At 72.5% G+C, this 23,397-nt stretch carries 21 protein-coding genes and 1 riboswitch; of the genes, 15 read left to right on the forward strand and 6 right to left on the reverse strand.

Features of this window, described 5'->3' with window-relative positions:
- The first annotated feature begins 74 nt into the window (after positions 1-74).
- The 4 genes from ACZ7LT_RS10990 (at position 75) to ACZ7LT_RS11005 (ending at position 4,900) form a co-directional block, all read left to right on the forward strand.
- A complete protein-coding gene (locus ACZ7LT_RS10990; RefSeq protein ID WP_471236324.1) occupies positions 75-1,415 on the forward strand; it encodes a M16 family metallopeptidase in 1,341 nt (446 codons plus the stop codon).
- A 26-nt stretch (positions 1,416-1,441) separates the two neighbouring features.
- Positions 1,442-2,824, forward strand: coding sequence for a M16 family metallopeptidase (locus tag ACZ7LT_RS10995; protein ID WP_471236325.1), 1,383 nt, complete (start codon positions 1,442-1,444; stop codon positions 2,822-2,824).
- A gap of 196 nt (positions 2,825-3,020) precedes the next feature.
- Positions 3,021-3,178, forward strand: a riboswitch (cyclic di-AMP (ydaO/yuaA leader).
- A gap of 13 nt (positions 3,179-3,191) precedes the next feature.
- The gene (locus ACZ7LT_RS11000; RefSeq protein ID WP_471235710.1) at positions 3,192-3,959 is read left to right on the forward strand and encodes a M23 family metallopeptidase; all 768 of its coding nucleotides are present in this window, start codon (positions 3,192-3,194) and stop codon (positions 3,957-3,959) included.
- A 266-nt stretch (positions 3,960-4,225) separates the two neighbouring features.
- Positions 4,226-4,900, forward strand: a complete 675-nt coding sequence (locus ACZ7LT_RS11005; RefSeq protein WP_471235711.1) for a GntR family transcriptional regulator — start codon at positions 4,226-4,228, stop codon at positions 4,898-4,900.
- A gap of 247 nt (positions 4,901-5,147) precedes the next feature.
- Here ACZ7LT_RS11005 and ACZ7LT_RS11010 read toward each other — a convergent pair whose 3' ends face one another.
- On the reverse strand, positions 5,148-5,429 hold the full coding sequence (locus ACZ7LT_RS11010) for an HPr family phosphocarrier protein (protein WP_471235712.1): 282 nt from the start codon (positions 5,427-5,429) through the stop codon (positions 5,148-5,150).
- Between the two features lie 175 nt (positions 5,430-5,604).
- Here ACZ7LT_RS11010 and ACZ7LT_RS11015 point away from each other — a divergent pair, with 175 nt between their 5' ends.
- From ACZ7LT_RS11015 to ACZ7LT_RS11030, 4 genes are all read left to right on the forward strand, one after another.
- Positions 5,605-8,529, forward strand: a complete 2,925-nt coding sequence (locus ACZ7LT_RS11015; protein WP_471235713.1) for a bifunctional acetate--CoA ligase family protein/GNAT family N-acetyltransferase — start codon at positions 5,605-5,607, stop codon at positions 8,527-8,529.
- A 47-nt stretch (positions 8,530-8,576) separates the two neighbouring features.
- Positions 8,577-9,170, forward strand: coding sequence for a DUF5998 family protein (locus ACZ7LT_RS11020; protein WP_471235714.1), 594 nt, complete (start codon positions 8,577-8,579; stop codon positions 9,168-9,170).
- Positions 9,170-10,360, forward strand: a complete 1,191-nt coding sequence (locus ACZ7LT_RS11025) for an alkaline phosphatase family protein (protein WP_471235715.1) — start codon at positions 9,170-9,172, stop codon at positions 10,358-10,360. The genes ACZ7LT_RS11020 and ACZ7LT_RS11025 overlap by 1 nt, the downstream gene beginning before the upstream one ends.
- A gap of 61 nt (positions 10,361-10,421) precedes the next feature.
- Positions 10,422-11,072 (forward strand): thymidine kinase, encoded by a 651-nt coding sequence (locus ACZ7LT_RS11030; protein WP_471235716.1) that lies wholly within the window; start codon positions 10,422-10,424, stop codon positions 11,070-11,072.
- A gap of 18 nt (positions 11,073-11,090) precedes the next feature.
- Here the strand turns inward: ACZ7LT_RS11030 and ACZ7LT_RS11035 are convergent, their stop codons facing one another.
- Complete coding sequence (locus tag ACZ7LT_RS11035) at positions 11,091-11,861, reverse strand: VOC family protein (RefSeq protein ID WP_471235717.1); 771 nt, start codon at positions 11,859-11,861, stop codon at positions 11,091-11,093.
- A gap of 265 nt (positions 11,862-12,126) precedes the next feature.
- Here ACZ7LT_RS11035 and ACZ7LT_RS11040 point away from each other — a divergent pair, with 265 nt between their 5' ends.
- Positions 12,127-12,975: a sulfurtransferase gene (locus tag ACZ7LT_RS11040; RefSeq protein ID WP_471235718.1), complete on the forward strand. Its 849-nt coding sequence runs from the start codon at positions 12,127-12,129 to the stop codon at positions 12,973-12,975.
- Between the two features lie 707 nt (positions 12,976-13,682).
- Here ACZ7LT_RS11040 and sepH read toward each other — a convergent pair.
- Positions 13,683-14,720, reverse strand: coding sequence for a septation protein SepH (gene sepH, locus ACZ7LT_RS11045; RefSeq protein WP_471235719.1), 1,038 nt, complete (start codon positions 14,718-14,720; stop codon positions 13,683-13,685).
- Positions 14,721-15,185: 465 nt separating this feature from the next.
- Between sepH and ACZ7LT_RS11050 the strand changes: the two genes are divergently transcribed.
- Both ACZ7LT_RS11050 and ACZ7LT_RS11055 read left to right on the forward strand, forming a co-directional pair.
- Positions 15,186-15,440: a hypothetical protein gene (locus tag ACZ7LT_RS11050; RefSeq protein ID WP_471235720.1), complete on the forward strand. Its 255-nt coding sequence runs from the start codon at positions 15,186-15,188 to the stop codon at positions 15,438-15,440.
- Positions 15,404-16,048, forward strand: coding sequence for a hypothetical protein (locus ACZ7LT_RS11055; protein ID WP_471235721.1), 645 nt, complete (start codon positions 15,404-15,406; stop codon positions 16,046-16,048). Before ACZ7LT_RS11050 ends, ACZ7LT_RS11055 begins: the two co-directional genes overlap by 37 nt.
- Positions 16,049-16,054: 6 nt before the next feature.
- On the opposite strand, the gene ACZ7LT_RS11060 is transcribed toward ACZ7LT_RS11055, so the two are convergent.
- Together ACZ7LT_RS11060 and ACZ7LT_RS11065 are read right to left on the reverse strand one after the other, a co-directional pair.
- Positions 16,055-17,377, reverse strand: coding sequence for a D-arabinono-1,4-lactone oxidase (locus tag ACZ7LT_RS11060; RefSeq protein WP_471235722.1), 1,323 nt, complete (start codon positions 17,375-17,377; stop codon positions 16,055-16,057).
- The gene (locus tag ACZ7LT_RS11065) at positions 17,334-18,578 is read right to left on the reverse strand and encodes an MFS transporter (RefSeq protein WP_471235723.1); all 1,245 of its coding nucleotides are present in this window, start codon (positions 18,576-18,578) and stop codon (positions 17,334-17,336) included. The genes ACZ7LT_RS11060 and ACZ7LT_RS11065 overlap by 44 nt, the downstream gene beginning before the upstream one ends.
- A 168-nt stretch (positions 18,579-18,746) precedes the next feature.
- On the opposite strand from ACZ7LT_RS11065, the gene ACZ7LT_RS11070 reads away from it, so the two are divergent.
- Together ACZ7LT_RS11070 and ACZ7LT_RS11075 are read left to right on the forward strand one after the other, a co-directional pair.
- A complete protein-coding gene (locus ACZ7LT_RS11070) occupies positions 18,747-19,874 on the forward strand; it encodes a ferrochelatase (RefSeq protein WP_471235724.1) in 1,128 nt (375 codons plus the stop codon).
- A gap of 53 nt (positions 19,875-19,927) precedes the next feature.
- Positions 19,928-20,728, forward strand: coding sequence for an inositol monophosphatase family protein (locus ACZ7LT_RS11075; protein ID WP_471236326.1), 801 nt, complete (start codon positions 19,928-19,930; stop codon positions 20,726-20,728).
- Positions 20,729-20,837: 109 nt separating this feature from the next.
- On the opposite strand, the gene ACZ7LT_RS11080 is transcribed toward ACZ7LT_RS11075, so the two are convergent.
- Complete coding sequence (locus tag ACZ7LT_RS11080; RefSeq protein ID WP_471235725.1) at positions 20,838-21,011, reverse strand: hypothetical protein; 174 nt, start codon at positions 21,009-21,011, stop codon at positions 20,838-20,840.
- Positions 21,012-21,349: 338 nt separating this feature from the next.
- Between ACZ7LT_RS11080 and ACZ7LT_RS11085 the strand changes: the two genes are divergently transcribed.
- Both ACZ7LT_RS11085 and ACZ7LT_RS11090 read left to right on the forward strand, forming a co-directional pair.
- Entirely contained in the window at positions 21,350-22,003 is a 654-nt protein-coding gene (locus tag ACZ7LT_RS11085; RefSeq protein WP_019890014.1) for a response regulator transcription factor, read from the forward strand.
- Between the two features lie 5 nt (positions 22,004-22,008).
- Complete coding sequence (locus ACZ7LT_RS11090; protein ID WP_471235726.1) at positions 22,009-23,244, forward strand: sensor histidine kinase; 1,236 nt, start codon at positions 22,009-22,011, stop codon at positions 23,242-23,244.
- Positions 23,245-23,397 lie beyond the last annotated feature (153 nt).

Below are 23,397 nucleotides of genomic sequence, written 5' to 3' on the forward strand. Positions count from 1 at the left end.
TTCGCCAGGTGTCGGTGCGCTTGCATACAGTGGCAGCACTTTTCCAGATCGCGATCGAAGGGACGTACATGCCCATGGGTCACACGGCCACAGCCCAGGCCGGCTCCGGCGGCCTGACAGCAACCGAGCACCGGCTGGCCAACGGCCTGCGCGTGGTGCTCTCCGAGGACCACCTGACCCCGGTCGCCGCGGTCTGCCTCTGGTACGACGTCGGCTCCCGCCACGAGGTCGAGGGCCGCACGGGCCTCGCCCACCTCTTCGAGCACCTGATGTTCCAGGGCTCCGCGCAGGTGAAGGGCAACGGCCACTTCGAGCTGGTGCAGGGCGCGGGCGGCTCGCTCAACGGCACGACGAGCTTCGAGCGCACCAACTACTTCGAGACGATGCCCGCCCACCAGCTGGAGCTGGCGCTCTGGCTGGAGGCCGACCGCATGGGGTCGCTGCTGGCCGCCCTGGACGACGAGTCCATGGAGAACCAGCGCGACGTGGTCAAGAACGAGCGCCGCCAGCGTTACGACAACGTGCCCTACGGCACCGCCTTCGAGAAGCTGACCGCGCTGGCCTACCCCGAGGGCCACCCGTACCACCACACCCCCATCGGCTCCATGGCCGACCTGGACGCGGCCACGCTCGAGGACGCCCGGAACTTCTTCCGTACGTACTACGCGCCGAACAACGCGGTCCTCTCCGTCGTCGGTGACATCGACCCGCAGCAGACCCTCGCCTGGATCGAGAAGTACTTCGGCTCGATCCCGGCGCACGACGGCAAGCAGCCGCCGCGCGAGGGCTCCCTGCCCGAGATCATCGGCGAGCAGCTGCGCGAGGTCGTCGAGGAGGAGGTCCCGGCCCGCGCGCTGATGGCCGCCTACCGCCTGCCGCACGACGGCACGCGCGAGTGCGACGCCGCCGACCTGGCGCTCACCGTCCTCGGCGGCGGCGAGTCCTCCCGGCTGCACAACCGTCTCGTACGCCGCGACCGCACGGCCGTCGCGGCCGGCTTCGGGCTGCTGCGGCTGGCCGGGGCGCCCTCGCTGGGCTGGCTGGACGTCAAGACGTCCGGCGGTGTCGAGGTCCCCGAGATCGAGGCCGCGGTCGACGAGGAGCTCGCCCGGTTCGCCGCCGAGGGTCCCACCGCCGAGGAGATGGAGCGGGCCCAGGCCCAGCTGGAGCGCGAGTGGCTGGACCGGCTCGGAACGGTCGCGGGCCGCGCCGACGAACTGTGCCGGTTCGCGGTGCTGTTCGGCGACCCGCAGCTGGCCCTGACCGCCGTCCAGCGGGTCCTGGAGGTCACCGCGGAGGAGGTACAGGCGGTCGCCAAGGCCCGGCTGCGCCCCGACAACAGGGCTGTGCTGGTCTACGAACCCGTCACCGCCGAGCAGCACGAGAACGACCAGGAAGAGGGGGCGGACCAGTGAGCGAGACTGCCGCGTCGTTGACCAACATGACGCTCCACCCGCAGCCCCGGCCGGGCACGGCCACGCCTTGGGCCTTCCCGGCCCCCGAGCGCGGCCGCCTCGACAACGGCCTGACCGTGCTCCGCTGCCACCGCCCCGGCCAGCAGGTGGTGGCCGTCGAGATCGTGCTCGACGCCCCCCTGGACGCCGAGCCCAAGGGCCTGGACGGCGTCGCCACGATCATGGCGCGCGCGCTGTCCGAGGGCACCGACAAGCACACCGCCGAGGAGTTCGCCGCCGAGCTGGAGCGCTGCGGCGCGACGCTCGACGCGCACGCCGACCACCCCGGCGTCCGCGTCTCCCTCGAAGTCCCGGTCTCCCGGCTGCCGAAGGCGCTCGCCCTGCTCGCCGATGCGCTGCGCGCGCCCGCCTTCCTCGACACCGAGGTCGAGCGGCTGGTCCGCAACCGCCTGGACGAGATCCCGCACGAGACGGCCAACCCGGCCCGCCGGGCGGCCAAGGAGCTCTCCAAGGAGCTCTTCCCGGCCGCCTCGCGCATGTCCCGGCCGCGCCAGGGCACCGAGGAGACCGTCGCCGCCATCGACGCGGCGGCCGTACGGGCCTTCTACGAGGCCCATGTCCGCCCCGCCACGGCGACCGTGGTCGTCGTCGGCGACCTCTCGGACACCGACGTGGACGCGGTCCTCGCCGACACGCTCGGCGCCTGGACCGGCAACACCGCCGAGCCGCGCCCCATGCCGCCGATCACCGCGGACGACACCGGCCGCGTGATCGTCGTCGACCGTCCCGGAGCGGTCCAGACCCAGCTGCTGATCGGCCGCATCGGCGCCGACCGGCACGACCGCGTCTGGGCGGCCCAGGTCCTCGGCACGTACTGCCTCGGCGGGACGCTGACGTCCCGTCTGGACCGGGTCCTGCGCGAGGAGAAGGGGTACACCTACGGTGTACGGGCCTTCGGCCAGGTGCTCCGCTCGGCGGACCCGGCCACCGCGGGCGGGGTGACGGGCGCGGCGATGCTCGCCATCAGCGGCTCCGTCGACACCCCCAACACCGGCCCCGCGCTGGAGGATCTGTGGAAGGTGCTGCGGACCCTGGCGGCCGGCGGGCTCACCGACGCCGAGCGTGACGTGGCCGTGCAGAACCTCGTGGGTGTGGCCCCGCTCAAGTACGAGACGGCGGCCTCGGTCGCGGCCACCCTGGCCGACCAGGTCGAGCAGCACCTGCCGGACGACTACCAGGCGCAGTTGTACGCGCGGCTGGCGGAGACCGGGACGGTGGAGGCGACGGCGGCCGTCGTCAACGCCTTCCCGGTGGACCGTCTGGTGACGGTCCTCGTCGGTGACGCGTCGCAGATCGCCGAGCCGGTGCGGGCGCTCGGCATCGGCGAAGTGACCGTGGTCACAGGCTGATTGGGTTTGTCCTTCGAGGCGGACCCCGACGTCACGTTACGTCGGGGTCCTCCTCTTTGTCCGCTTTGTTGGTGACGCTGCCTGTCTGCCCTGTGGCGTGCACTACAAAAGAGCGTGTCTGTTTGGTGATTGAAAGACGGTCCGCTTAGCGTCGTGGGCGCTGTCCGCCAGTTGCACGTGCCGCACCCGCGGCATCGGACAGCCATCGCCGAGTCCCCGTCAGGCGCGAGCCTGGGGAGCCGGGGACCCAGTCAGTCCCTGGGGTGAATCGGACCGCCTCGCCAGAGGGGGACCGTAGGAGACCTTCCTGCTCCGAACCCGTCAGCTAACCCGGTAGGCGAGAAGGAAGGAAAGGACCAGCCACTTCATGGCGTTCACCCGTGCCACCGGGAAGCACCGTGCCCCGAGCCGTCTGAGCCGTAAGAGCGCGCAGGCCGCCTCCGTCGCGGCGCTCGCCACCACCGGCGTCATCGGTTCCCTCGCTTCCCCGGCGCTCGCCGCCGACACGGACCGTCCCATCGGGGACACCGGCCTCACCCAGGCCGTCGCCGCCGACTCGCTGGCCGACCGCATCGACGCCCAGGCCGCCGCCCAGGAGAAGGAGGCCTTCGAGGCCGCCGCCAAGGCGAAGGCCGAGGCCGAGGCGAAGCGCAAGGCCGAGGCCCGCGCCAAGGAGATCCGCGAGGCCAAGGAGCGGGCCGCCCGCGAGGCCGAGCGCAAGCGCCTGAACGCCTACCGCCTCCCCATCGCCGGTTCCTTCGTCACCACCGGCTACAAGACCGGCGGCTCCCTCTGGTCCTCCGGCAGCCACTCCGGCGTCGACTTCCGCGCCGCCTCCGGCTCCACCGTCGTCGCCGTCGGCGCCGGCACCGTCGTGGAGGCCGGCTGGGGCGGCGCGTACGGCAACAACGTCGTGCTCAAGATGAACGACGGCACGTACACCCAGTACGGCCACCTCTCCTCGGTCAGCGTCTCGGTCGGCCAGTCCGTGATGCCCGGCGAGCAGCTCGGCCTGTCCGGCTCCACCGGCAACTCCACCGGCCCCCACCTCCACTTCGAGGCCCGCACCAGCGCGGAGTACGGCTCCGACATCGACCCCGTGGCGTACCTGCGCTCCAAGGGCGTCAACGTCTGACGCGCCCGCCCCGCGTCCGAAGGCCCCGGCTCGTCATCATCGAGCCGGGGCCTTCGGTCGTCCGTACCGCCGTCGTCGGTGTCGCTGTCGTCCGTGTCGCCGTCCGTGCCGTCTGCTCCCGGCGCGTTCCGGCGCGTTCCGGCGCGTTCCGGCCAAAAGATATCCATGAATTCCGGCCGGGCATCGGAAATTCCGGCCCGCTGCAATAGAGTCACCGGACAGACGTCAATAGATGGGTTTCGCGCGGATCAAAGCGGAGGTTGAACATGCGCATTCCCGCGCATTCGGTATGCACGGCGATCCGTGACGACATCGTCTCCGGTGTACACGAGCGCGGCAGCCGGCTGACCGAGGAGCAGCTCGCGCGCCGCTACGGAGTCTCCCGCGTCCCGGTCCGCGAGGCGCTGCGCACCCTGGAGTCCGAGGGGTTCGTCGTCACCCGCCGGCACGCCGGTGCCTGTGTCGCCGAGCCCACCGAACAGGAGGCCGCCGACCTGCTGGAGATGCGTCTGCTGCTGGAGCCCATGGGCGCCGCCCGCGCAGCCCAGCGCCGCACGGAGGCCCATCTCAAGGTGTTGCGGGGCCTGGTCAGGCTCGGCCAGGAGCGGGCCAGGCGCGGCCAGGGCGAGGATCTGCGCTCGCTGGGCAGCTGGTTCCACGAGACGCTCGCGCAGGCATCCGGCAGCCCCGGGCTGACCGCGCTGCTCACCCAGCTGCGGCACAAGATCGCCTGGATGTACGCGGTCGAGACCCCGGCCGAGCCGGTCGAGGCATGGGCGGAGCACGGGGCGATCGTGGACGCGGTGGCCCGCGGCGACGCGGAGCGGGCCCGGGCGCTCACTGCGGCGCACGCCGAGCGGTCGCTGCCGCTGCACCGCCCGCGGGCGGCCCGTGTGAGGACTTCGCAACATGCTGTAAACACCGCGAGCGCCCGGGGTTAACGGCGGGGCCGTATACAAAGAAATGCAAAGGCGGGGGGAGCTGATTTCCGGCGCCCCGGGCTCGGGTGTGAAAGGTGTCCGGAAAAAGCGATCGAGCCGCACTGCCGAATTGAATCGGCGGTGCGGCTCGACCTGAATTCCTACGAGACGGTCATGCCGGGAGCGGACCATCCATATGACGTCCGTACGGCGTCCGTGTGGGCCCCACATGCGGCGCCCGTACCGGCGTCCGTACGACTCGAAGGGGTCAGACGGTCTCGGGGAGCTCGTCCAGGCCCTCGGCGACCAGCTTCGCCAGACGGTCCAGCGCGATCTCCGCACCCTCGGCGTCCGACGCGAGCAGGATCTCCTCGCCGCCCTGTGCGCCCAGGCCCAGCACCGCGAGCATCGACGCGGCGTTGACCGGGTTGCCGTCGGCCTTGGCGATCGTCACGGGGACGCCGGAGGCCGTGGCGGCACGGACGAAGATGGAGGCGGGGCGGGCGTGCAGGCCCTCGGCCCAACCGACGTTGACGCGGCGCTCAGCCATGGTGTTGCCCTTCGAGTCTCAGCGGGTTGTCTAGACCAGTCTCTCATGTGCTGCGGGGTGCTCCTGCCGACCGTCGGAACGGACCGGACCACGGCGCGATGGTCCCTACCCTGCACGGCCCAGGAAGGCTCCGCGACCGGTGTCCCGACCGGTTCCTCCACCGTACGCTGGGCCCATGCAGACCCCGTCGGACCAGCCGGAGCACGCCTATCCCGACCACTGGGAAGCCGATGTGGTGCTGCGCGACGGCGGCACCGCGCGGATCCGGCCGATCACCGCCGACGACGCGGAGCGGCTGGTCAGCTTCTACGAGCAGGTCTCCGACGAGTCGAAGTACTACCGCTTCTTCGCGCCCTACCCCCGGCTCTCCGCCAAGGACGTGCACCGCTTCACCCACCATGACTTCGTGGACCGGGTCGGCCTCGCCGCCACGGTGGGCGGCGAGTTCATCGCGACCGTCCGCTACGACCGGATCGACGAGCGCGGCATGCCCGCCAGCGCCCCCGCCGACGAAGCCGAGGTCGCCTTCCTCGTCCAGGACGCGCACCAGGGCAGGGGAGTGGCCTCGGCCCTCCTCGAACACATCGCGGCGGTGGCACGCGAGCGGGACATCCGGCGGTTCGCGGCCGAGGTGCTGCCCGCCAACCAGAAGATGATCAAGGTGTTCACGGACGCCGGGTACACCCAGAAGCGCAGCTTCGAGGACGGCGCCGTACGCCTCCACCTCGACCTGGAGCCCACCGACCGCTCGCTCGCCGTGCAGCGCGCCCGGGAACAGCGCGCCGAGGCCCGCTCCGTCCAGCGGCTCCTCAACCCCGGCGCCGTCGCCGTCATCGGCGCCGGCCGCGCGCCCGGCGGGGTCGGCCGCACGGTCCTGCGCAACCTCCTCGCCGCCGGATACACGGGCCGCACGTACGCCGTGAACGCGGCGCTGCCCGCCGACGTCACCGAACTCGACGGCGTCCCCGCCTCCCGCTCGGTCGCCGACATCGGCGACCCGGTCGACCTGGCCGTCGTCGCCGTCCCCGCCGAACGGGTACCACAGGCCGTCGCCGACTGTGGGGAACACGGCGTGCGGGGCCTGGTCGTCCTGTCCGCCGGCTACGCCGAGAGCGGCGCCGAAGGCCGCGAACGGCAGCGCGAACTCGTCCGCCAAGCCCGCTCGTACGGCATGCGGATCATCGGCCCCAACGCCTTCGGGATCATCAACACCGCGCCCGGCGTCCGCCTCAACGCGTCGCTCGCGCCCGAGAGTCCGGCCCCGGGCAGGATCGGCCTCTTCACCCAGTCGGGCGCGATCGGCATCGCCCTGCTGGCCGGGCTCCACCGGCGCGGCGCGGGGCTGTCGACGTTCATCTCCTCCGGCAACCGCGCCGACGTCTCGGGCAACGATCTGCTCCAGCACTGGTACGACGACCCGGACACGGACGTCGTCCTGCTCTACCTCGAATCGATCGGCAACCCGCGGAAGTTCACCCGCCTTGCGCGGCGAACGGCCGCGGCGAAGCCGGTCGTCGTCGTCAAGGGCGCCCGGCACAGCGGCAGCGAACCGCCGGGGCACGCCGTCCCGACCACCCGTATCCCGCACACCACCGTCGCGGCGCTGCTGCGGCAGGCGGGCGTCATCCGCGTCGACACCGTCACCGAACTCGTCGACGCGGGCCTCCTCCTCGCCGGCCAGCCCCTGCCGGCCGGCCCGCGCGTCGCCATCCTCGGCAACTCCGAGTCCCTCGGCCTGCTGACGTACGACGCCTGCCTCACCGAGGGTCTGCGCCCGCTGCGCCCCCGCGACCTCACGACCGCGGCGACCCCCGACGACTTCCGCGCGGCGCTCGCGCAGGCGCTGGCGGACGAGGCCTGCGACGCGGTGGTCGTCACGGCGATCCCCTGGGTCGGCGACAACGGCGTCACCGAGTCCGGCGACGGCGAGGTCCTCGCCACGGCGCTGCGCGCCGCCGCCGCGACGTCCCCGGCCAAGCCGGTGCTGGTGGTCCACGTGGAGATGGGCGAGCTGGCGGAGGCCCTGGCGGCGGCGACGAGCACGGCCCCGGGGGCGCCCGGTGCGGGAACCCCGGCGCCCGCCGCTACGGCCGAGGGCCCGGCCACCCCCGCACCACCCGCCACCGCTCCGGCCCCCGAGGACCAGGTCCCCCGGGTCACAGAGGCACCGCCCGCCCCGGCCTCCCCGCCCCCCGGCCCGTCCGCCGAACCCCCCGCCCCGCCCCGGGACGCCCGCATCCCCGCCTACCCCGCCGCCGAGCGGGCCGTGCGGGCGCTCGCCGAGGCCGTGCGGTACGGGCAGTGGCGGCGGCAGGTCGCCGAGCCCGGGCGGGTGCCGGAGTACGAGGGGATCGACGAGGCCGGGGCCGCCGCCCAGATCCAGCGGGCGCTCGGCAGCGCGCCGGACGAGCGGGGCGTCACGCTCACCGCCGAGGCCGCCCACGAGCTGCTGCGGAGGTACGGCATCCACGTGCTGCCCACCCTGCCCGCGCCCACCCCCGACACCGCCGTCACCGCCGCGGCCCGGCTCGGCTTCCCCGTCGCGCTCAAGACGACCGCGCCGCACCTGCGGCACCGGCCCGACCTCGGCGGCGTACGGCTCGACCTCGCCACGGAGGAGCAACTGCGCACCGCGTACGCCGAGCTGACCGACACCCTCGGCAAGGCCGAGGAGCTCCAGCCCGTCGTCCAGGCCATGGTCCCGCGCGGCGTCGACACCGTCGTACGCGCCGCCATCGACCCGGCCGTCGGCTCCGTGCTCTCCTTCGGGCTCGCCGGAGCCCCCTCCGAGCTGCTCGGGGACACCGCCCACCGGCTCGTCCCGGCCACCGACCGGGACGTCGCCGAACAGATCCGGTCCCTGCGGACCGCCCCGCTCCTCTTCGGCTGGCGCGGCTCCGCACCCGTGGACACCGCCGCCCTCGAAGAGCTGCTGCTGCGCGTCTCCCGGCTGGTCGACGACCACCCGGAGATCGTCGCGATCGGCCTCGAACCGGTGGTCGTCGCGCCCCAGGGGCTGTCCGTGCTCGGCGCGACCGTACGGCTCGCCCCGCCCCCCGCCCGTACCGACCTCGGACCGAGGACGCTGCCCAGCTACTGACGGCAGCGAGGGCAGCCGAGGCCCCGCAGCCCCGTAGGATGGAGTCCATGGCGAAGACCGGTACGACGACCCAGGGGCTGCGCGCGGCGATCGAGCGCAGCGGCTATTACCCGGCCCTCGTGGCCGAGGCGGTGGAGGCCGCCGTCGGCGGCGAGCCGATCGCCTCGTACCTGGTGCACCAGGAGACCACCTTCGACGCCAACGAGGTCCGCCGCCATGTCACGGTCCTCGTCCTGACGGCCAACCGCTTCATCGTCAGCCACACCGACGAGCAGAACGCGGACACCTCCTCCCCGACGCCGTACGCCACGACCTCCACCGAGTCGGTCAAGCTCGACCGGATCTCCTCCGTCGTGGTCAGCCGGGTCGTCGCCAACCCGGAGTCGTACACCCCCGGCACCCTGCCCCGCGAGGTCGTCCTGACCATCGGCTGGGGCGCCGTCTCCCGTATCGACCTGGAGCCCGCCGCCTGCGGCGACCCGAACTGCGACGCCGACCACGGCTACACCGGCAACTCCACCGCCGACGACCTCAGCCTGCGGGTCAGCGAGGCCGGTGACGGCCCCGACACCGTGCGCCAGACGCTCGCCTTCGCGCAGGCGCTCTCCGAGGCCACCGCGGCGACGGCAGCCGGCCGCTGATGGCGCAGCCCGCTGCCTGGCAGGACCCCGAGCCCCTCGACCTCCGCACGGCACCCGTCCCCGAATACGCCGGAGGATCCCTCGCCGAACTGCTGCCGACGCTCGTCGCCGGCCAGGGCGTCGAACTCGGCGGCTCGCGGATCGCCGAGCTGACCGCAGCCGAGCGCAACTGCGTCTTCCTGATCGACGGTCTCGGCTGGGACCAGATCAAGGCGCACCCCGACGAGGCGCCGTACCTCACCTCGCTCCTCGCGACCTCGCGCGGCGGCACCGGCCGGCCCATCACCGCGGGCTTCCCGGCCACCACCGCGACCTCGCTCGCCTCCGTCGGCACCGGCCGCCATCCCGGCGCCCACGGCCTGCCCGGCTACACCGTGCGCAACCCCGACACCGGCGAGCTGATGAACCAGCTCCGCTGGAGGCCCTGGACGTCACCGAAGGTCTGGCAGCCGTACCCGACCGTCTTCCAGCTGGCCCATGACGCGGGTGTGCACACCGCGCAGGTCTCCTCCCCGGCCTTCCGGGACACCCCGCTCACCAAGATCGCGCTGAGTGGCGGAACGTTTCACGGCAGGCTCTCCGGTGAGGAGCGGATGGACGCCTCCGCCGAGCAGCTCGCCGCCGCCGACCGCTCGCTGGTCTACACGTACTACAGCGAACTCGACGGCGCGGGCCACCGCTTCGGCGTCGACTCGGACGCCTGGCGCGGCCAGCTGATGCACGTCGACCGGCTCGTCCAGCGGCTCGCCGAACAGCTCCCCCCGCGCTCCGCGCTCTTCGTCACCGCCGACCACGGCATGGTCGACATCCCCTTCGACGAGCAGTCCAGGATCGACTTCGACGAGGACTGGGAGCTGCGCGCGGGGGTCGCCCTGCTGGGCGGCGAGGGCCGGGCCCGCCATGTCTACGCCGTCCCCGGGGCCGAGGCCGACGTGCTGACCTGCTGGCGCGAGGTGCTCGGCGAGCAGTTCTGGGTGGCGAGCCGTGAGGAGGCCATCTCCCTCGGCTGGTTCGGCGAGGCCGTCGACGAGCGCGTCCACGGCCGGATCGGCGACGTCGTCGCCGCGGCCTGCGACGACGTGGTCATCATCGCCTCCGTCAACGAGCCGAACGAGTCGCAGATGGTCGGCAACCACGGCTCCATGACGCCCGCCGAGCAGCTCGTCCCCCTGCTCGAAGTACGCTCCTGACACCGAGCACACTCCACTCGCACCCTCCACCCGACCAGACCCGAAAGGCCGTCACCTTCCCATGCCCGAGCTGGTGTTCTTCTCCGGAACGATGGACTGCGGAAAGAGCACCCTCGCTCTTCAGATCGAGCACAACCGCTCCGCCCGCGGCCTGCAGGGCATGATCTTCACCCGCGACGACCGGGCTGGCGAGGGCAAGCTCTCCTCCCGCCTCGGCCTGGTCACCGACGCGGTCGAGGCGGCCGAGGGGATGGACCTGTACGGCTACCTCGTCGACCGGATGTCGAAGGGCGGCAAGGTCGACTACGTGATCGTGGACGAGGCGCAGTTCCTCGCCCCGCGGCAGGTGGACCAGCTGGCGCGGGTCGTGGACGACCTGGGTCTCGACGTCTTCGCCTTCGGGATCACCACCGACTTCCGCACCAAGCTCTTCCCGGGCTCGCAGCGGCTGATCGAGCTGGCGGACCGGATCGAGACGCTCCAGGTGGAGGCCATGTGCTGGTGCGGGGCGCGCGCCACGCACAACGCCCGTACGGTCGGCGGCGAGATGGTCGTCGAGGGCGAGCAGGTCGTCGTCGGCGACGTCAACCGGCCCGCGGAGGAGGTCGGCTACGAGGTGCTGTGCCGGCGCCACCACCGCCGCCGCATGACCAGCGCCGCCGCCCACGCGGGCGCCCTCTCCCCGGACGTCCTGCCGGTCACCTCGGCCTGACGTCGGCTTCGTCGACGCTCAGGGCAGCGACCGTACGATCGTGAACACCGCGCCCTCCGGGTCCGCCACCGTGGCGACGCGGCCGCTGGTGCCCTCCCGGGGCGGCTTCAGCACCTGACCGCCCAGCTCCTCGACGAGTGTGACGGTCGCGTCCGGGTCGGTCACCTCGAAGTACGTCATCCAGTGGGCACCCCGGTCGTGCGGCACCGCGTGACCCACGCCGTGCAGGGCGGCCACCGGGCGTCCTTTGACGTGCAGGGTCACATAGTCGAAGTCGGCCGAGACGACCGCCTCGGCCTCATGCCCGAAGACGGTCTCGTAGAACGTGGAGACCATCGAGGTCTCGTGCGTCAGCAGCTCGTTCCAGACCGGGGTGCCGGGCAGGCCCGCCACCGCCGTGCCGGTGTGCTCGGCCGCCTGCCAGACCCCGAACACCGCACCCGTCGGGTCGGAGCAGATCGCCATCCGGCCGGCCTCCGCCGCGTCCAGCGGGCCGACCGCGACCGTGCCGCCGCAGGCCCGGATCGCCTCCGTCGTCTTGTCGGCGTCGTCCGAGGCCAGATAGGGAGTCCAGGCCACCGGCAGATGCTGGTCCGGCGGCAGCTGACCGATCCCGGCGACCTCCCGGCCGTCGAGGAGCGCGCGGACGTACGGGCCCAGCTGCTGCGGCCCGGGGCGGAACTCCCACCCGAAGAGCTGCGCGTAGAAGTTCTGGGTCGCCTCAAGTCCGTGCACCATCAGGCTCACCCAGCAGGGGGTGCCGGGCGCGCGCCGAGTCGCCTCGGTCATTCGTCACTCTCCTCGGACCATCGTGGTGGCCGTGCGGGGGGACCGGACCGCGCCGTCGTTCGGCACGGCGCGTGTCCCGAGCAGATGCTTCCACCACCCGGCGCCAACCGCTCCCCGGCCGCGCCGCTTTTGGCGCGATCCAGCGGAGTTGTTGCCCGTAAAGTCAAGATCCATCCGATTTTGCGTCGGTGACAGTGCCGGTGGCGGTGTTGACGCCCCGGCCGGCGCGGTCCCTCACTGGCCTCACTGCGCGAGGATGGCACCCATGAACCTCATCATCTCCGCAGACGAACTCCTCAGCGAGTCGGCCGGGGCTCGGCCGCCGGTCCTGCTCGACATCCGCTGGCAGCTCAGCACGGCGAAGGCGGCCGGAGCCGCGCCGTTCGACGGGCGGGCGGCGTACGAGGCCGGGCACATCCCCGGCGCGGTCTTCGTCGACCTGGACGCCGAGCTCGCCGGGACCCCCGGCGCGGGCGGCCGCCACCCGCTGCCGGACGTGGACGCCTTCGGCGCGGTGATGCGCCGGGCCGGGGTACGCGCGGACGTGCCGGTCGTCGTCTACGACGGCGGTCAGGGGTGGGCGGCGGCGCGGGCCTGGTGGCTGCTGCGCTGGACCGGCCACCAGGACGTACGCGTCCTGGACGGCGGCCTCGCCGCCTGGACCGGCCCGCTGTCGACGGACATCCCGACGCCCGAGGAGGGCGACTTCAAGCCCGTACCGGGCACCGGGCTGCTCGACGCCGACGCGGCGGCGGCGCTGGCCCGTTCGGGTCTGCTGCTCGACGCCCGCGCGGGGGAGCGCTACCGCGGCGAGGTCGAGCCCCTCGACCGCGTCGGCGGCCACATCCCCGGCGCGGTCTCGGCCCCGACGACGGAGAACGTGGCCCCCGACGGCCGCTTCCTGCCCCCGCAGGCCCTGACCGACCGCTTCCGCGCCCTGGGCGCCTCCCCGGACACCCAGGTCGGCGTCTACTGCGGCTCCGGCGTCTCCGGCGCCCACGAGGTGCTGGCCCTGGCGGTGGCGGGCATCCCGGCGTCGCTGTACGCGGGCTCCTGGTCGGAATGGACCCAGGACGAATCCCGCCCGGTGGCGACGGGCCCGGACCCGCAGTAGGGACGAGGGCGGCGCGCCGCCGGGGCGGCCGGACACGGGCGCGGTGCGCGGCCGGGGCGGGGCCTGCGCGGGGGGTGCCGGAGGGCGGTGCAGGGCCGCGTCCGGGCGCGGGCCCCAGGAACCCGGAGGCCGAGGCGAAGCCATGCGGCGCGGCGTGCCCCGGGGGCTGTGGTCCTCGGGATCCCGGTGTCGGAGCGTCGCGAGCGTGCGGGCGTCTCCGAAGCGGGTGGTGGCGGGCGCCGCCGTGGGGGAGAGGTGCCCCTCGTGCGTGGTGCGCCGCTGGGGCCTGGGAGCGGGGCTGGGTGTGTGGCGCCGCGCAGCCGCCGGGGCGCACCCCTGCCGACTGGAGTCCCCCCACGCGAGGCGCGCGCTGGGGCCCAGGAGCCGGGCTGGTTCATCAAGCGGCCCAGCCGGCGGGACCCGCGCCCGCGCCTGTCGCGTGAAGTCCGCAGGCGCGATGCTGAGCACGCGACGCGACGGCGCCCGTCCGTGCCCCGCGTCGCGCCGCGTCCCGAAGACGAGCTCGTACCAGCTCGGCACCGCCGCCCGGCGGCCTGGGCGGACCGCCTCTGCCTGGCGGTCCGTCGTGCCAGTCAGCCGGTCATCCGGTCGTGGCGACCGCGCACCGGCACACCCGCTTCACGCCTGCCTGAGCGCCCGGACACGCGCCCCGCGCCCCCAACACCGGGGGCACGGACACGCGTCGCCTACTCCTGCTTCTTGCGCCGCGTCCCGAAGACGATCTCGTCCCAGCTCGGCACCGCCGCCCGGCGGCCCGGGCGGACGCCGTCCGCCTCCGCCTGGCGGTCCGTCGTGCCGGTCAGGCGGTCGCGGTGGCCGCTGACCGCGCGGGGCATCAGGACGTCCGCGTACGCCGCGCCCGCGCCCGCCGAGGCGGCCGGGGCCGGGGGCTCCTCCGCCTCGGGGTCCTGGTCGGGCTCCGCCGACGGCTCGGTCGTCGGGCGGTCCGGTACGACCATGTCGCCCCGGAAGCTCGGCACCGCCTCCAGCAGGCTCGTCAGCGAGTCCCGCTCGCTCGTCTCCTCCTCCGGAGGAGGAGACGCCGGACGCTCCAACTGCCGGTCGAGGGCGCGGTCCAGCGGCCGGTCGCGGGGCAGCCGGGCGATCCGCGGCACGAACGGGAAGCTCGGTTCCGGCGCCGCCGCCAGGGTGTCGTCGGTCTCGCCGATCAGCGCGCGCGCCTCGTCGTCGACGGCCTGGACGAGCCGCCGCGGCGGGTCGTACGTCCAGCTCGCCGTGTGCACCTCACCCGCGACCCGGTAGACCAGCAGCACCTCCCAGGTGCCGTCGTCGCGGCGCCAGGAGTCCCACTGCACGGTGTCCTTCTCGGCGCCGCGCAGCAGCAGCCGCTCCTGCACCGCCTCACCGAGCTGCGGCCCGGTGTTCTCGCCGGGCCGGCGCACGGGGGTCTTACGGGCGCGCTCGGCCATGAACGCGCGCTCGGCCAGCACCGGGCCCTCGAAACGCCGCACCCGGTCCACAGGAATGCCCGCCAGCTGGGCGACCTCTTCCGCGGAGGCGCCCGCACGTATCCGCGCCTGGATGTCCCGGGGCCTGAGGTGGCTCTCCACCTCGATCTCGATCTGACCGAGACGCGCGCGGTCGTTGCGCACGGCGGCGCGCAGCCGCTCGTCGATCGGAAGCGTGTACTCCGTGCTGTCAGCAGCCTTCAGCACCAGTCGTGTGCCGTCGTTTGAGACGGCCACGACACGCAGTTCGGGCATGGGGACCTCCCGGGTGGTGCCTGCCGACGTCACGTGCGTCGCTGCTTCCGCTAGTCGAGTGTGGCCTGCCCGGGTGCAGCCTGCCACAACCTTGCCGAGTTGCCCGGCGTGTCGGGCATGGACCCTGGAACGCCGTTATGGCACGGTTACCTGTTTGCAACGCAGAGTGACCGACCGTCACTCTGAGCAGCGGGCGTCCGTGCGATGCCGCGGCGCCGCCGGTTCGAGTGCCGCTTTCGGCCCCCTCCCGTCGTCCCGGGCACCCGTGAGGGAGTCCGGACCCAGGGCTCGCCACAGTACTCCATTCGGGCCACCCGGGTGGACCGCCGCGCCGCCCAACTTCTCCGGGGGTACGGGAGTTGGACGGGCCCCCGTGTCGGTGGCACGTGTCGTCCTTCACAGAATCGACAGAAACGGAACCATTTCCTTCGTCTATATGTCCCTTCTGGGTGCACAGTGGGACAGATGGGTATGCAGGGGCTGGGGATGGATCGGAAGCCGGACGCCGGGACAGAAGAGAAAAAGAAAAAACGGCTCGATCTCAGCATGGCGCAGGTCTCGGGCAGCGCCGTCGCCGCGGTTGTGGCCGCCAAACTCGCCTCCAGTTTCGGGGTGTACGGCACGATCCTGGGCGCGGGCGTGATCAGTGTCATCGCACCTGCGGCGGTTCGGTCTTCCAGCACGTGTTCAGACGCACCGGTGAACAGATACGCGAGGTGACGGTCCAGGCCGCGCGCCCGAAGGGCCGCCAGATACCCCCGCGTTCAGCCGCCCCGGGGGACGGCCCCAGGCCGTCGGCGGACGGCGTCGCCACTCTCGACGGGGAGTTCGGCGAGGCGACCACGCACGGCACGCGCGTACGGGGGTGGAAGCGCTCGGCCGTCGCCGCCGGGGTGGTCTTCCTGGTGACGATGGCGGGCATCACCGGCTACGAACTGATCTCCGGTCAGGACTTCAGCGGAGGCAGGGGAACGACGATCTCCTCGGTCGTACGCGGCGACTCCGGCGCGGACAAGCCGTCGGACGACCCGCCCGGGCACGGCCAGGGCGGACGCGACAAGCAGCAGGGCGGCACCCGGGACGGGCAGGGCGCCACGACGGACCCGGGGGACGGGAGTTCCCCCGATCCCGACCCGAGCGATGGCCGGGGCGGTCACTCGCCGGATCCCGATCCGTCCCCGTCCCCGTCCCGGTCCGACGGCGACGACCCGACGCCCACCCCGACCCCGACGCCCACTCCTACACCGACCCCCACCCCGTCCACCGGCGGCGGTGAACAGGGCGCGGGCGCCCAGGGTGTTCAGGGCAGCGGGCAGGCGGCGCCGTGAGCGGTCTCAGTCGCCGAGCACCCGCCGCAGGTAGTCGTTGCCGAAGACCCGGTCCGGGTCGAGCCGGTCGCGCAGCGCCGTGAACTCGCCGAAGCGCGGATAGACCTCGGTGAGGTAGGCGGCGTCCCGGGTGTGCACCTTGCCCCAGTGCGGTCGGCCGCCGTGCGCGGTCATGATCCGCTCCACCGCGGTGAAGTACCCGCGGTAAGGCGTCCCCTTGTAAAGATGCACGGCGATGTACGCCGTCTCGCGGCCGGAGGCGGTCGAGAGCGTGATGTCGTCGGCCGGCGCGGTCCGTACCTCCACCGGGAAGCTGATTTTCAGCGGTGAGCGCTCGATCATCGCCTTCACCTCGCGCAGCGCCGCCACGGCCGCCTCGTGCGGCACGGCGTACTCCATCTCCACGAAGCGGACCCGGCGCGGTGACGTGTACACCTTGTACGGGATGTCGGTGTACGTACGGGCCGACAGGGCCCGGCTGGAGAGCTTGGCGATCGTGGGGATCGTCCGCGGGACGGCACGGCCGAGGGAACAGGCCATCTGGAAGATGCCGTTGGAGAGCAGCTCGTCGTCTATCCAGGCGCTGACGCGGCCGGGCGGGGCGGCGGGACCGGCGCTGCGGTTGTTGCGCTTGGTGTTGCAGTTGCCCGTGTGGGGGAACCAGTAGAACTCGAAGTGCTCGTTCTCCGTGTGCAGCGCGTCGAACTCGGAGGTGACCCGGTCGAAGCTCATCGGCTCCTCGCGCGCGGTGAGCAGGAAGACCGGTTCGACGGCGAAGGTGACCGCCGAGATCACGCCCAGCGCGCCGAGGCCTATCCGGGCGGCCGCGAAGACCTCCGGGTTCTCCTTCTCCGAGCAGGTCAGCAGCGAGCCGTCCGCCGTGACCAGCTCCAGGGACCGGATCTGCGCGGCGATCGACGCCGACTCACGGCCGGTGCCATGGGTGCCGGTCGAGACGGCGCCCGCGACCGTCTGCTCCATGATGTCGCCCATGTTCGTGAGCGACAGGCCCTCCCGGGCCAGTGCCATGTTCAGCCGCTTCAGCGGAGTGCCGGACTCCACGGTCACGGTCATCTCGTCGCGGTCGATGTGCCGTATGCCGGTGAGCAGTTCGGGGCGGATCAGCAGGCCGTCGGTGGCCGCGATCGCGGTGAAGGAGTGCCCCGTACCGACCGTCTTGACCCGCAGCCCCTCCTCGGCGGCCCGGCGCACGGTCTCGGCCAGCTCGTCGACGGAGGCCGGCGTGGCCTCACGTACCGGCCGGGCCGTGACCGTACCGGACCAGTTACGCCACGTGCTGCTGTTCCCCGCTCTCGTGCTCGTGCTCACGCTGCCCCTCCCGAGTCGGCGCCGGCCTGCGCAGCCGGCGGTACCCCAGGATCCCCACCAGGACCGCGAGCGCTCCCGAAACGACGGGCACCGCGTACCCCGCCGCGGCCCCGTGCGCGTCGACGACCCAGCCGGCGACCCCGGAGCCGAGCGCCACGCCGATCGCGAGGCCGGTACCGGTCCAGGTCATGCCCTCGGTCAGCTTGGTGCGCGGTACGTGCGTCTCGACGAGGGCCATGGTGGTCACCATCGTCGGTGCGATGGACAGGCCCGCGACAAAGAGCGCCACGGCCAGCAACAGCAGGTTCCCGGCCAGTAGGAGGGGGATCATACTCACGGCCATCGCGCAGACACCCAGGAGCCACCGGCGCGACGGCTCGCCCTTGGGGTGCAGCAGGCCGAAGACCGCTCCGGCCAGGCAGGAGCCGAGCGCGTACACGGCGAGGACCAGGCTGGCCGCCGCCTTCTCGCCCTCCGCCTCGGCGAAGGCGACGGTCACCAGGTCCACCGAGCCGAAGATCGCGCCGGTGGCGACGAAGGCCAGGGTGAGGACCTGGAGCCCGGGGGAGCGCAGCACGAAGCCGCCGCCGTGCTCCTCGCGTGGATGCGGTGTCGGCTCGGTGGAGCGCTGGGCGGTCAGCGTGAAGACGCCCACGACCAGGAAGACGGCGGCGAGCAGCGGGCCCGCCTCCGGGAACCAGGTGGTGGAGAGCCCGATGGAGATGATCGGGCCGAGGATGAAACAGACCTCGTCGGCGATCGACTCCCAGGAGTACGCCGTGTGCAGCTGGCGCGGAGAGCCGCGGTAGATCTCCGCCCAGCGGGCCCGGGTCATCGCGCCGACGCTCGGCACACAGCCCACCCAGGCACAGAAGACGAACAACGTCCAGTCGGGGGCGCCCTGCTGGGCGCAGAGCAGCAGGCCCGACACGGCGGCGACGGAGACCAGCGTGGCCGGCCGGAGCACCCGGCGCTGGCCGTAGCGGTCGACCAGCCGGGAGATCTGCGGGCCGAGCACGGCGGCGGACAGTGCGAGGGTGAGGGTGAGCGCGCCGGCGAGCCCGTAACGCCCGGTGAGCTGCGAGATCATCGTGACGATGCCGATGCCCATCATGGACAGCGGCATCCGGCCGATGAAGCCGGCGAAGGAGAACGCCTTCGTGCCGGGGGCGGCGAAGATCGCGCGGTAGGGACTGGGCAAGGAGCTCTCCGGCGTCAGTTCAACACGTGTCAATTAATAGGTAAAGCCTACGGCTTTGAAGTGAACGCCGCCACGGCTTTCCCACGGGCGCCCGGGAGGACGATCGGGACCGGGATTCGGCGCCGGGCCCGGCCGCCGTGTGTCAGTGCCGGGTGGGAGGATCGAGCCATGTCCGATCAGCGCGATCCCGCCCCGTACGACGCTCTGCTGCTGCTCTCCTTCGGCGGTCCGGAAGGGCCCGACGACGTGGTGCCGTTCCTGGAGAACGTGACCCGCGGCCGAGGCATCCCCAAGGAGCGGCTCAAGGAAGTGGGGCAGCACTACTTCCTCTTCGGCGGCGTCAGCCCCATCAACGACCAGAACCGCGCGCTCCTCGACGCGCTGCGCAAGGACTTCGCCCAGGCGGGTCTCGACCTGCCGGTCCACTGGGGCAACCGGAATTGGGAGCCGTACCTCACCGACACCCTGCGGGAGATGGTCACGGACGGCCGCCGCCACATCGCCGTCCTCACCACCAGCGCTTACGCCTCCTACTCCGGCTGCCGGCAGTACCGCGAGAACCTCGCCGACGCGCTCTCCGAGCTGGAGGCGGAAGGCCTGCCGCTGCCCAAGGTCGACAAGATCCGGCACTACTTCAACCACCCCGGCTTCATCGAGCCGATGGTCGAGGGCGTCCTGAAGTCCCTCGCCGAGCTCGACGAGTCCGTCCGCGCCGGCGCGCACCTCGCCTTCACCACGCACTCCATCCCGGACTCCGCCGCCGACTCCTCCGGCCCCGCCGAGGAGCACGGCGCGGGCGGTGCCTATGTCAGGCAGCACCTCGACGTGGCCCGGCTGATCGCCGACGCCGTCCACCGCGAGACCGGTGTCGAACACCCCTGGGAGCTCGTCTACCAGTCCCGCAGCGGCGCCCCGCACATCCCCTGGCTGGAGCCGGACATCTGCGACCACCTGGAGACGCTGCACGCCGCCGGGGCGCCCGCGGTCGTCATGGTCCCGATCGGCTTCGTCTCGGACCACATGGAGGTCCTGTACGACCTGGACACGGAGGCCACCGCCAAGGCCGCCGAGCTCGGGCTGCCGGTCCGCCGCTCGGCGACGGTCGGCGCCGACCCCCGGTTCGCGCGGGCCGTCCGCGACCTCGTCCTGGAGCGGGCCGCCACCGAGCGCGGCACCGTCGTCGAGCGCTGCGCCCTCGGCTCCCTCGGCCCCTCCCACGACCTCTGTCCGATCGGCTGCTGCCCCGCGCGCACGGAGCGCCCGGCCGCCGCCGGTGCCGACAGCCCGTACGCATGAGCCGCGCCGGCCGTGTCAGCGGCACCCACCACCCGTACGTCCCCCAGGACGCCGTGACCGACCCCCTCCACGCCGAGCTGCTCGATCTCGCCCTGGAGGCCGGGCGCCGGGCCGGTGCGCTGCTGCGCGACGGCCGCCCCGACGACCTCGCCGTGGCCGCGACCAAGTCCAGCCCCATCGACGTCGTCACCGAGATGGACCTCGCCGCCGAGAAGCTGATCACCGGCTTCCTCGCCGAGCACCGCCCCGAGGACGGTTTCCTCGGGGAGGAGGGCGCATCGGCCTCCGGCACCTCCGGCGTCCGCTGGGTCATCGACCCCCTCGACGGCACCGTGAACTACCTCTACGGGCTGCCGACCTGGGCGGTCTCCATCGCCGCCGAGCACCAGGGCCGCACCGTCGTCGGGGTCGTCGAGGTTCCGATGCGCCGCGAGACGTACCACGCCGTCGTCGGCGCCGGAGCCTTCCAAGGTGACCGGCGGCTCAGCGCCCGCCCGGCCCCGCCGCTGGACCAGGCGCTGGTCTCCACCGGCTTCAACTACGTCGCCGAGGTCCGCGCCCACCAGGCGGACGTGGCCCAGCGGCTCATCCCGAAGCTGCGCGACATCCGGCGCAGCGGCTCGGCCGCCGTCGACCTCGCCGACGTCGCCGCGGGCCGCCTCGACGGCTACTACGAACGGGGGCTGCACCCCTGGGACCTCGCCGCGGGCGACCTCATCGCGCGCGAGGCCGGGGCCCTGACCGGCGGCCGGCCGGGCGAGCCCCCGTCGCGGGAGCTGACGGTGGCCGCCTCGCCGGGCGTCTTCGAGCCCCTCCAGGCCCTCTTGGAGGAATTCGGCGCCTGGCACGACTGACAGCCGCCCCGGACCACCTCCGGCGGGCCCTGACGGGCCCTGGGAGGGCTCCGGACACGCAGAAGGGCCCCGGTGCCATGGGATGGCGCCGGGGCCCTTCAACGTCCTGTCAGGCGCTCGCGACGCCGACCTCCACGCCGTGCTCGGCGGCGAGCCGGCGCAGGTCTTCCAGCTCCGCCTGCTCCACCTCCGCCAGGAAGTCGTCGCCCTCGTCGCGCGCCCGCGTGAGGTCGGTCTCGGTGGTCCTTATGCGCTGCAGCAGTCCTGCGGTGAAAGCGTCCATCGTGCGCCCCCTCGTCGTGGGTCGGTGGCACGGGGGTGTGCCGAGGATGGGGTCGATCACGCACCGCAACCTGTGGGGGGACAGAGCGGTTGGTGGCGTGCCACATACAGGGCGTGATCTCGGGTGTGCAGTCGTCCTCCCCAGACCTTTCCTCAGGGAAACCTCAAGTGACCCGGATTCCCGATGAATTCCTGGCGCCGCCCGCCCCGGCCCGGCGCCGCCGAAGGCCCCCGCACCGCCGTCTTACAGCCGGTTTACGGCCGTAAAGGGCAGGATGGACACGCACAGTCAGTGCCGAGGATCTGCCCGGAACCGGGCCCGTAGGAAGGAACAGCGACGTGCGCGTACTCGTCGTCGAGGACGAGCAGCTGCTCGCCGATGCGGTGGCCACCGGACTGCGCCGGGAGGCCATGGCCGTCGACGTCGTGTACGACGGCGCCGCCGCTCTGGAACGGGTCGGGGTGAACGACTACGACGTCGTCGTCCTCGACCGTGACCTGCCGCTCGTCCACGGTGACGACGTGTGCCGCAAGATCGTCGAGCTGGGCATGCCCACCCGGATCCTCATGCTGACCGCCTCCGGCGACGTCAGCGACCGCGTCGAGGGCCTGGAGCTGGGTGCCGACGACTACCTCCCCAAGCCCTTCGCGTTCAGCGAGCTCACCGCCCGCGTGCGGGCCCTCGGACGGCGTACGACGGTGCCGCTGCCGCCCGTCCTGGAGCGCGCGGGGATCAAGCTCGATCCCAACCGCCGCGAGGTCTTCCGCGACGGCCGGGAGATCCAGCTCGCGCCGAAGGAGTTCGCCGTCCTGGAGGTCCTCATGCGCAGCGAGGGCGCTGTCGTCTCGGCCGAGCAGCTCCTGGAGAAGGCGTGGGACGAGAACACCGATCCGTTCACGAACGTCGTACGGGTCACGGTCATGACCCTGCGCCGCAAGCTGGGCGAGCCGCCGGTGATCGTCACCGTCCCGGGCTCCGGCTACCGGATCTGACGCCGGTGGCCGCGACTCCGGCGCCGCACCCCCAGGCGCCCCCGAAACCCACCTGGGATCCCAGGGACCCGGTCCGGCCGTTGCTGCGGCCGACGATCCGCATACGGCTCACGCTGCTGTACGGCGGGATGTTCCTGATCGCCGGCATCCTGCTGCTGTCGATCATCTACCTCTTCACCGCGCAGGTGATGAACAACTTCTCCGAGCTGCCGTTCAAGGTGGTCAGGGGCGAGGTCCAGCCGACCACCGAATGGTGCCGGCTGCCCGGTTCCAGCACCGGCGAAGAGCTCAACCGCGCGGTGTCGATCTGCCTCCAGCACCAGCGCGACCTGGCCCTGGACGACCTCCTGCGGCGCTCCCTGTTCGCCCTGCTCGGCCTGTCGATCATCGCCTTCGCCTTCGGCTACGGGATGGCCGGCCGGGTCCTGTCCCCGCTGGGCCGGATCACCCGCACCGCCCGGCAGGTGGCCGGGTCCGACCTCGCTCGGCGCATCGAGCTGGACGGCCCGGACGACGAGCTCAAGGAGCTCGCGGACACTTTCGACGAGATGCTGGAGCGGCTGGAGCGGGCCTTCACGGCCCAGCAGCGGTTCGTCGCCAACGCCTCGCACGAACTGCGCACCCCGCTGGCGATCAACCGCACGCTCCTGGAGGTGCACCTCTCCGACCCGGGCGCCCCGGTGGAGCTCCAGCAGCTCGGCAAGACCCTGCTGGCCACCAACGAGCGCAGCGAGCAGCTGGTGGAGGGCCTGCTGCTGCTCGCCCGCAGCGACAACCAGATCGTCGAGCGCAAGCCCGTCGACCTCGCCGAGGTCGCCTCGCGCGCGCTGGACCAGGTCAGGAGCGAGGCCGAGCAGAAGGGCGTCGAGATCCGCGGCGAGCGGGAACCCGCCGTCGTCCAGGGCAACGGCGTCCTGCTGGAGCGGATCGCGCTGAACCTGATCCAGAACGCCGTGCGGTACAACATCCCCGAAGGCGGCTGGGCGGAGGTCACCACCGAGACCCAGCACGGCCAGGCGGTCCTGGTGGTCTCGAACACGGGACCAGTGGTTCCCGCGTACGAGATCGACAACCTCTTCGAGCCGTTCAGAAGGCTGCGGCAGGAGCGGACCGGCAGCGACAAGGGCGTCGGACTGGGCCTGTCGATCGCCCGCTCGGTCGCGAGGGCCCACGGGGGCCGTATCATCGCGGAGCCTCGCGAGGGCGGCGGACTCGTGATGCGTGTCACCCTTCCTGTGTGACCACGCATGCCCGAACCGTCCGAGAAGTTTGCCTTGCGCGGAATTTTCAGGACCTGGTCCTGGGTTTTCCGTGTGTGATCGATCACAAGAGCGAATTTCCGGCCATATACTCTCCGTGATCACGAACCAGTCGGAAAACCGGTAAAAGTCCGG

Source organism: Streptomyces sp. NPDC039465 (assembly GCF_055639315.1).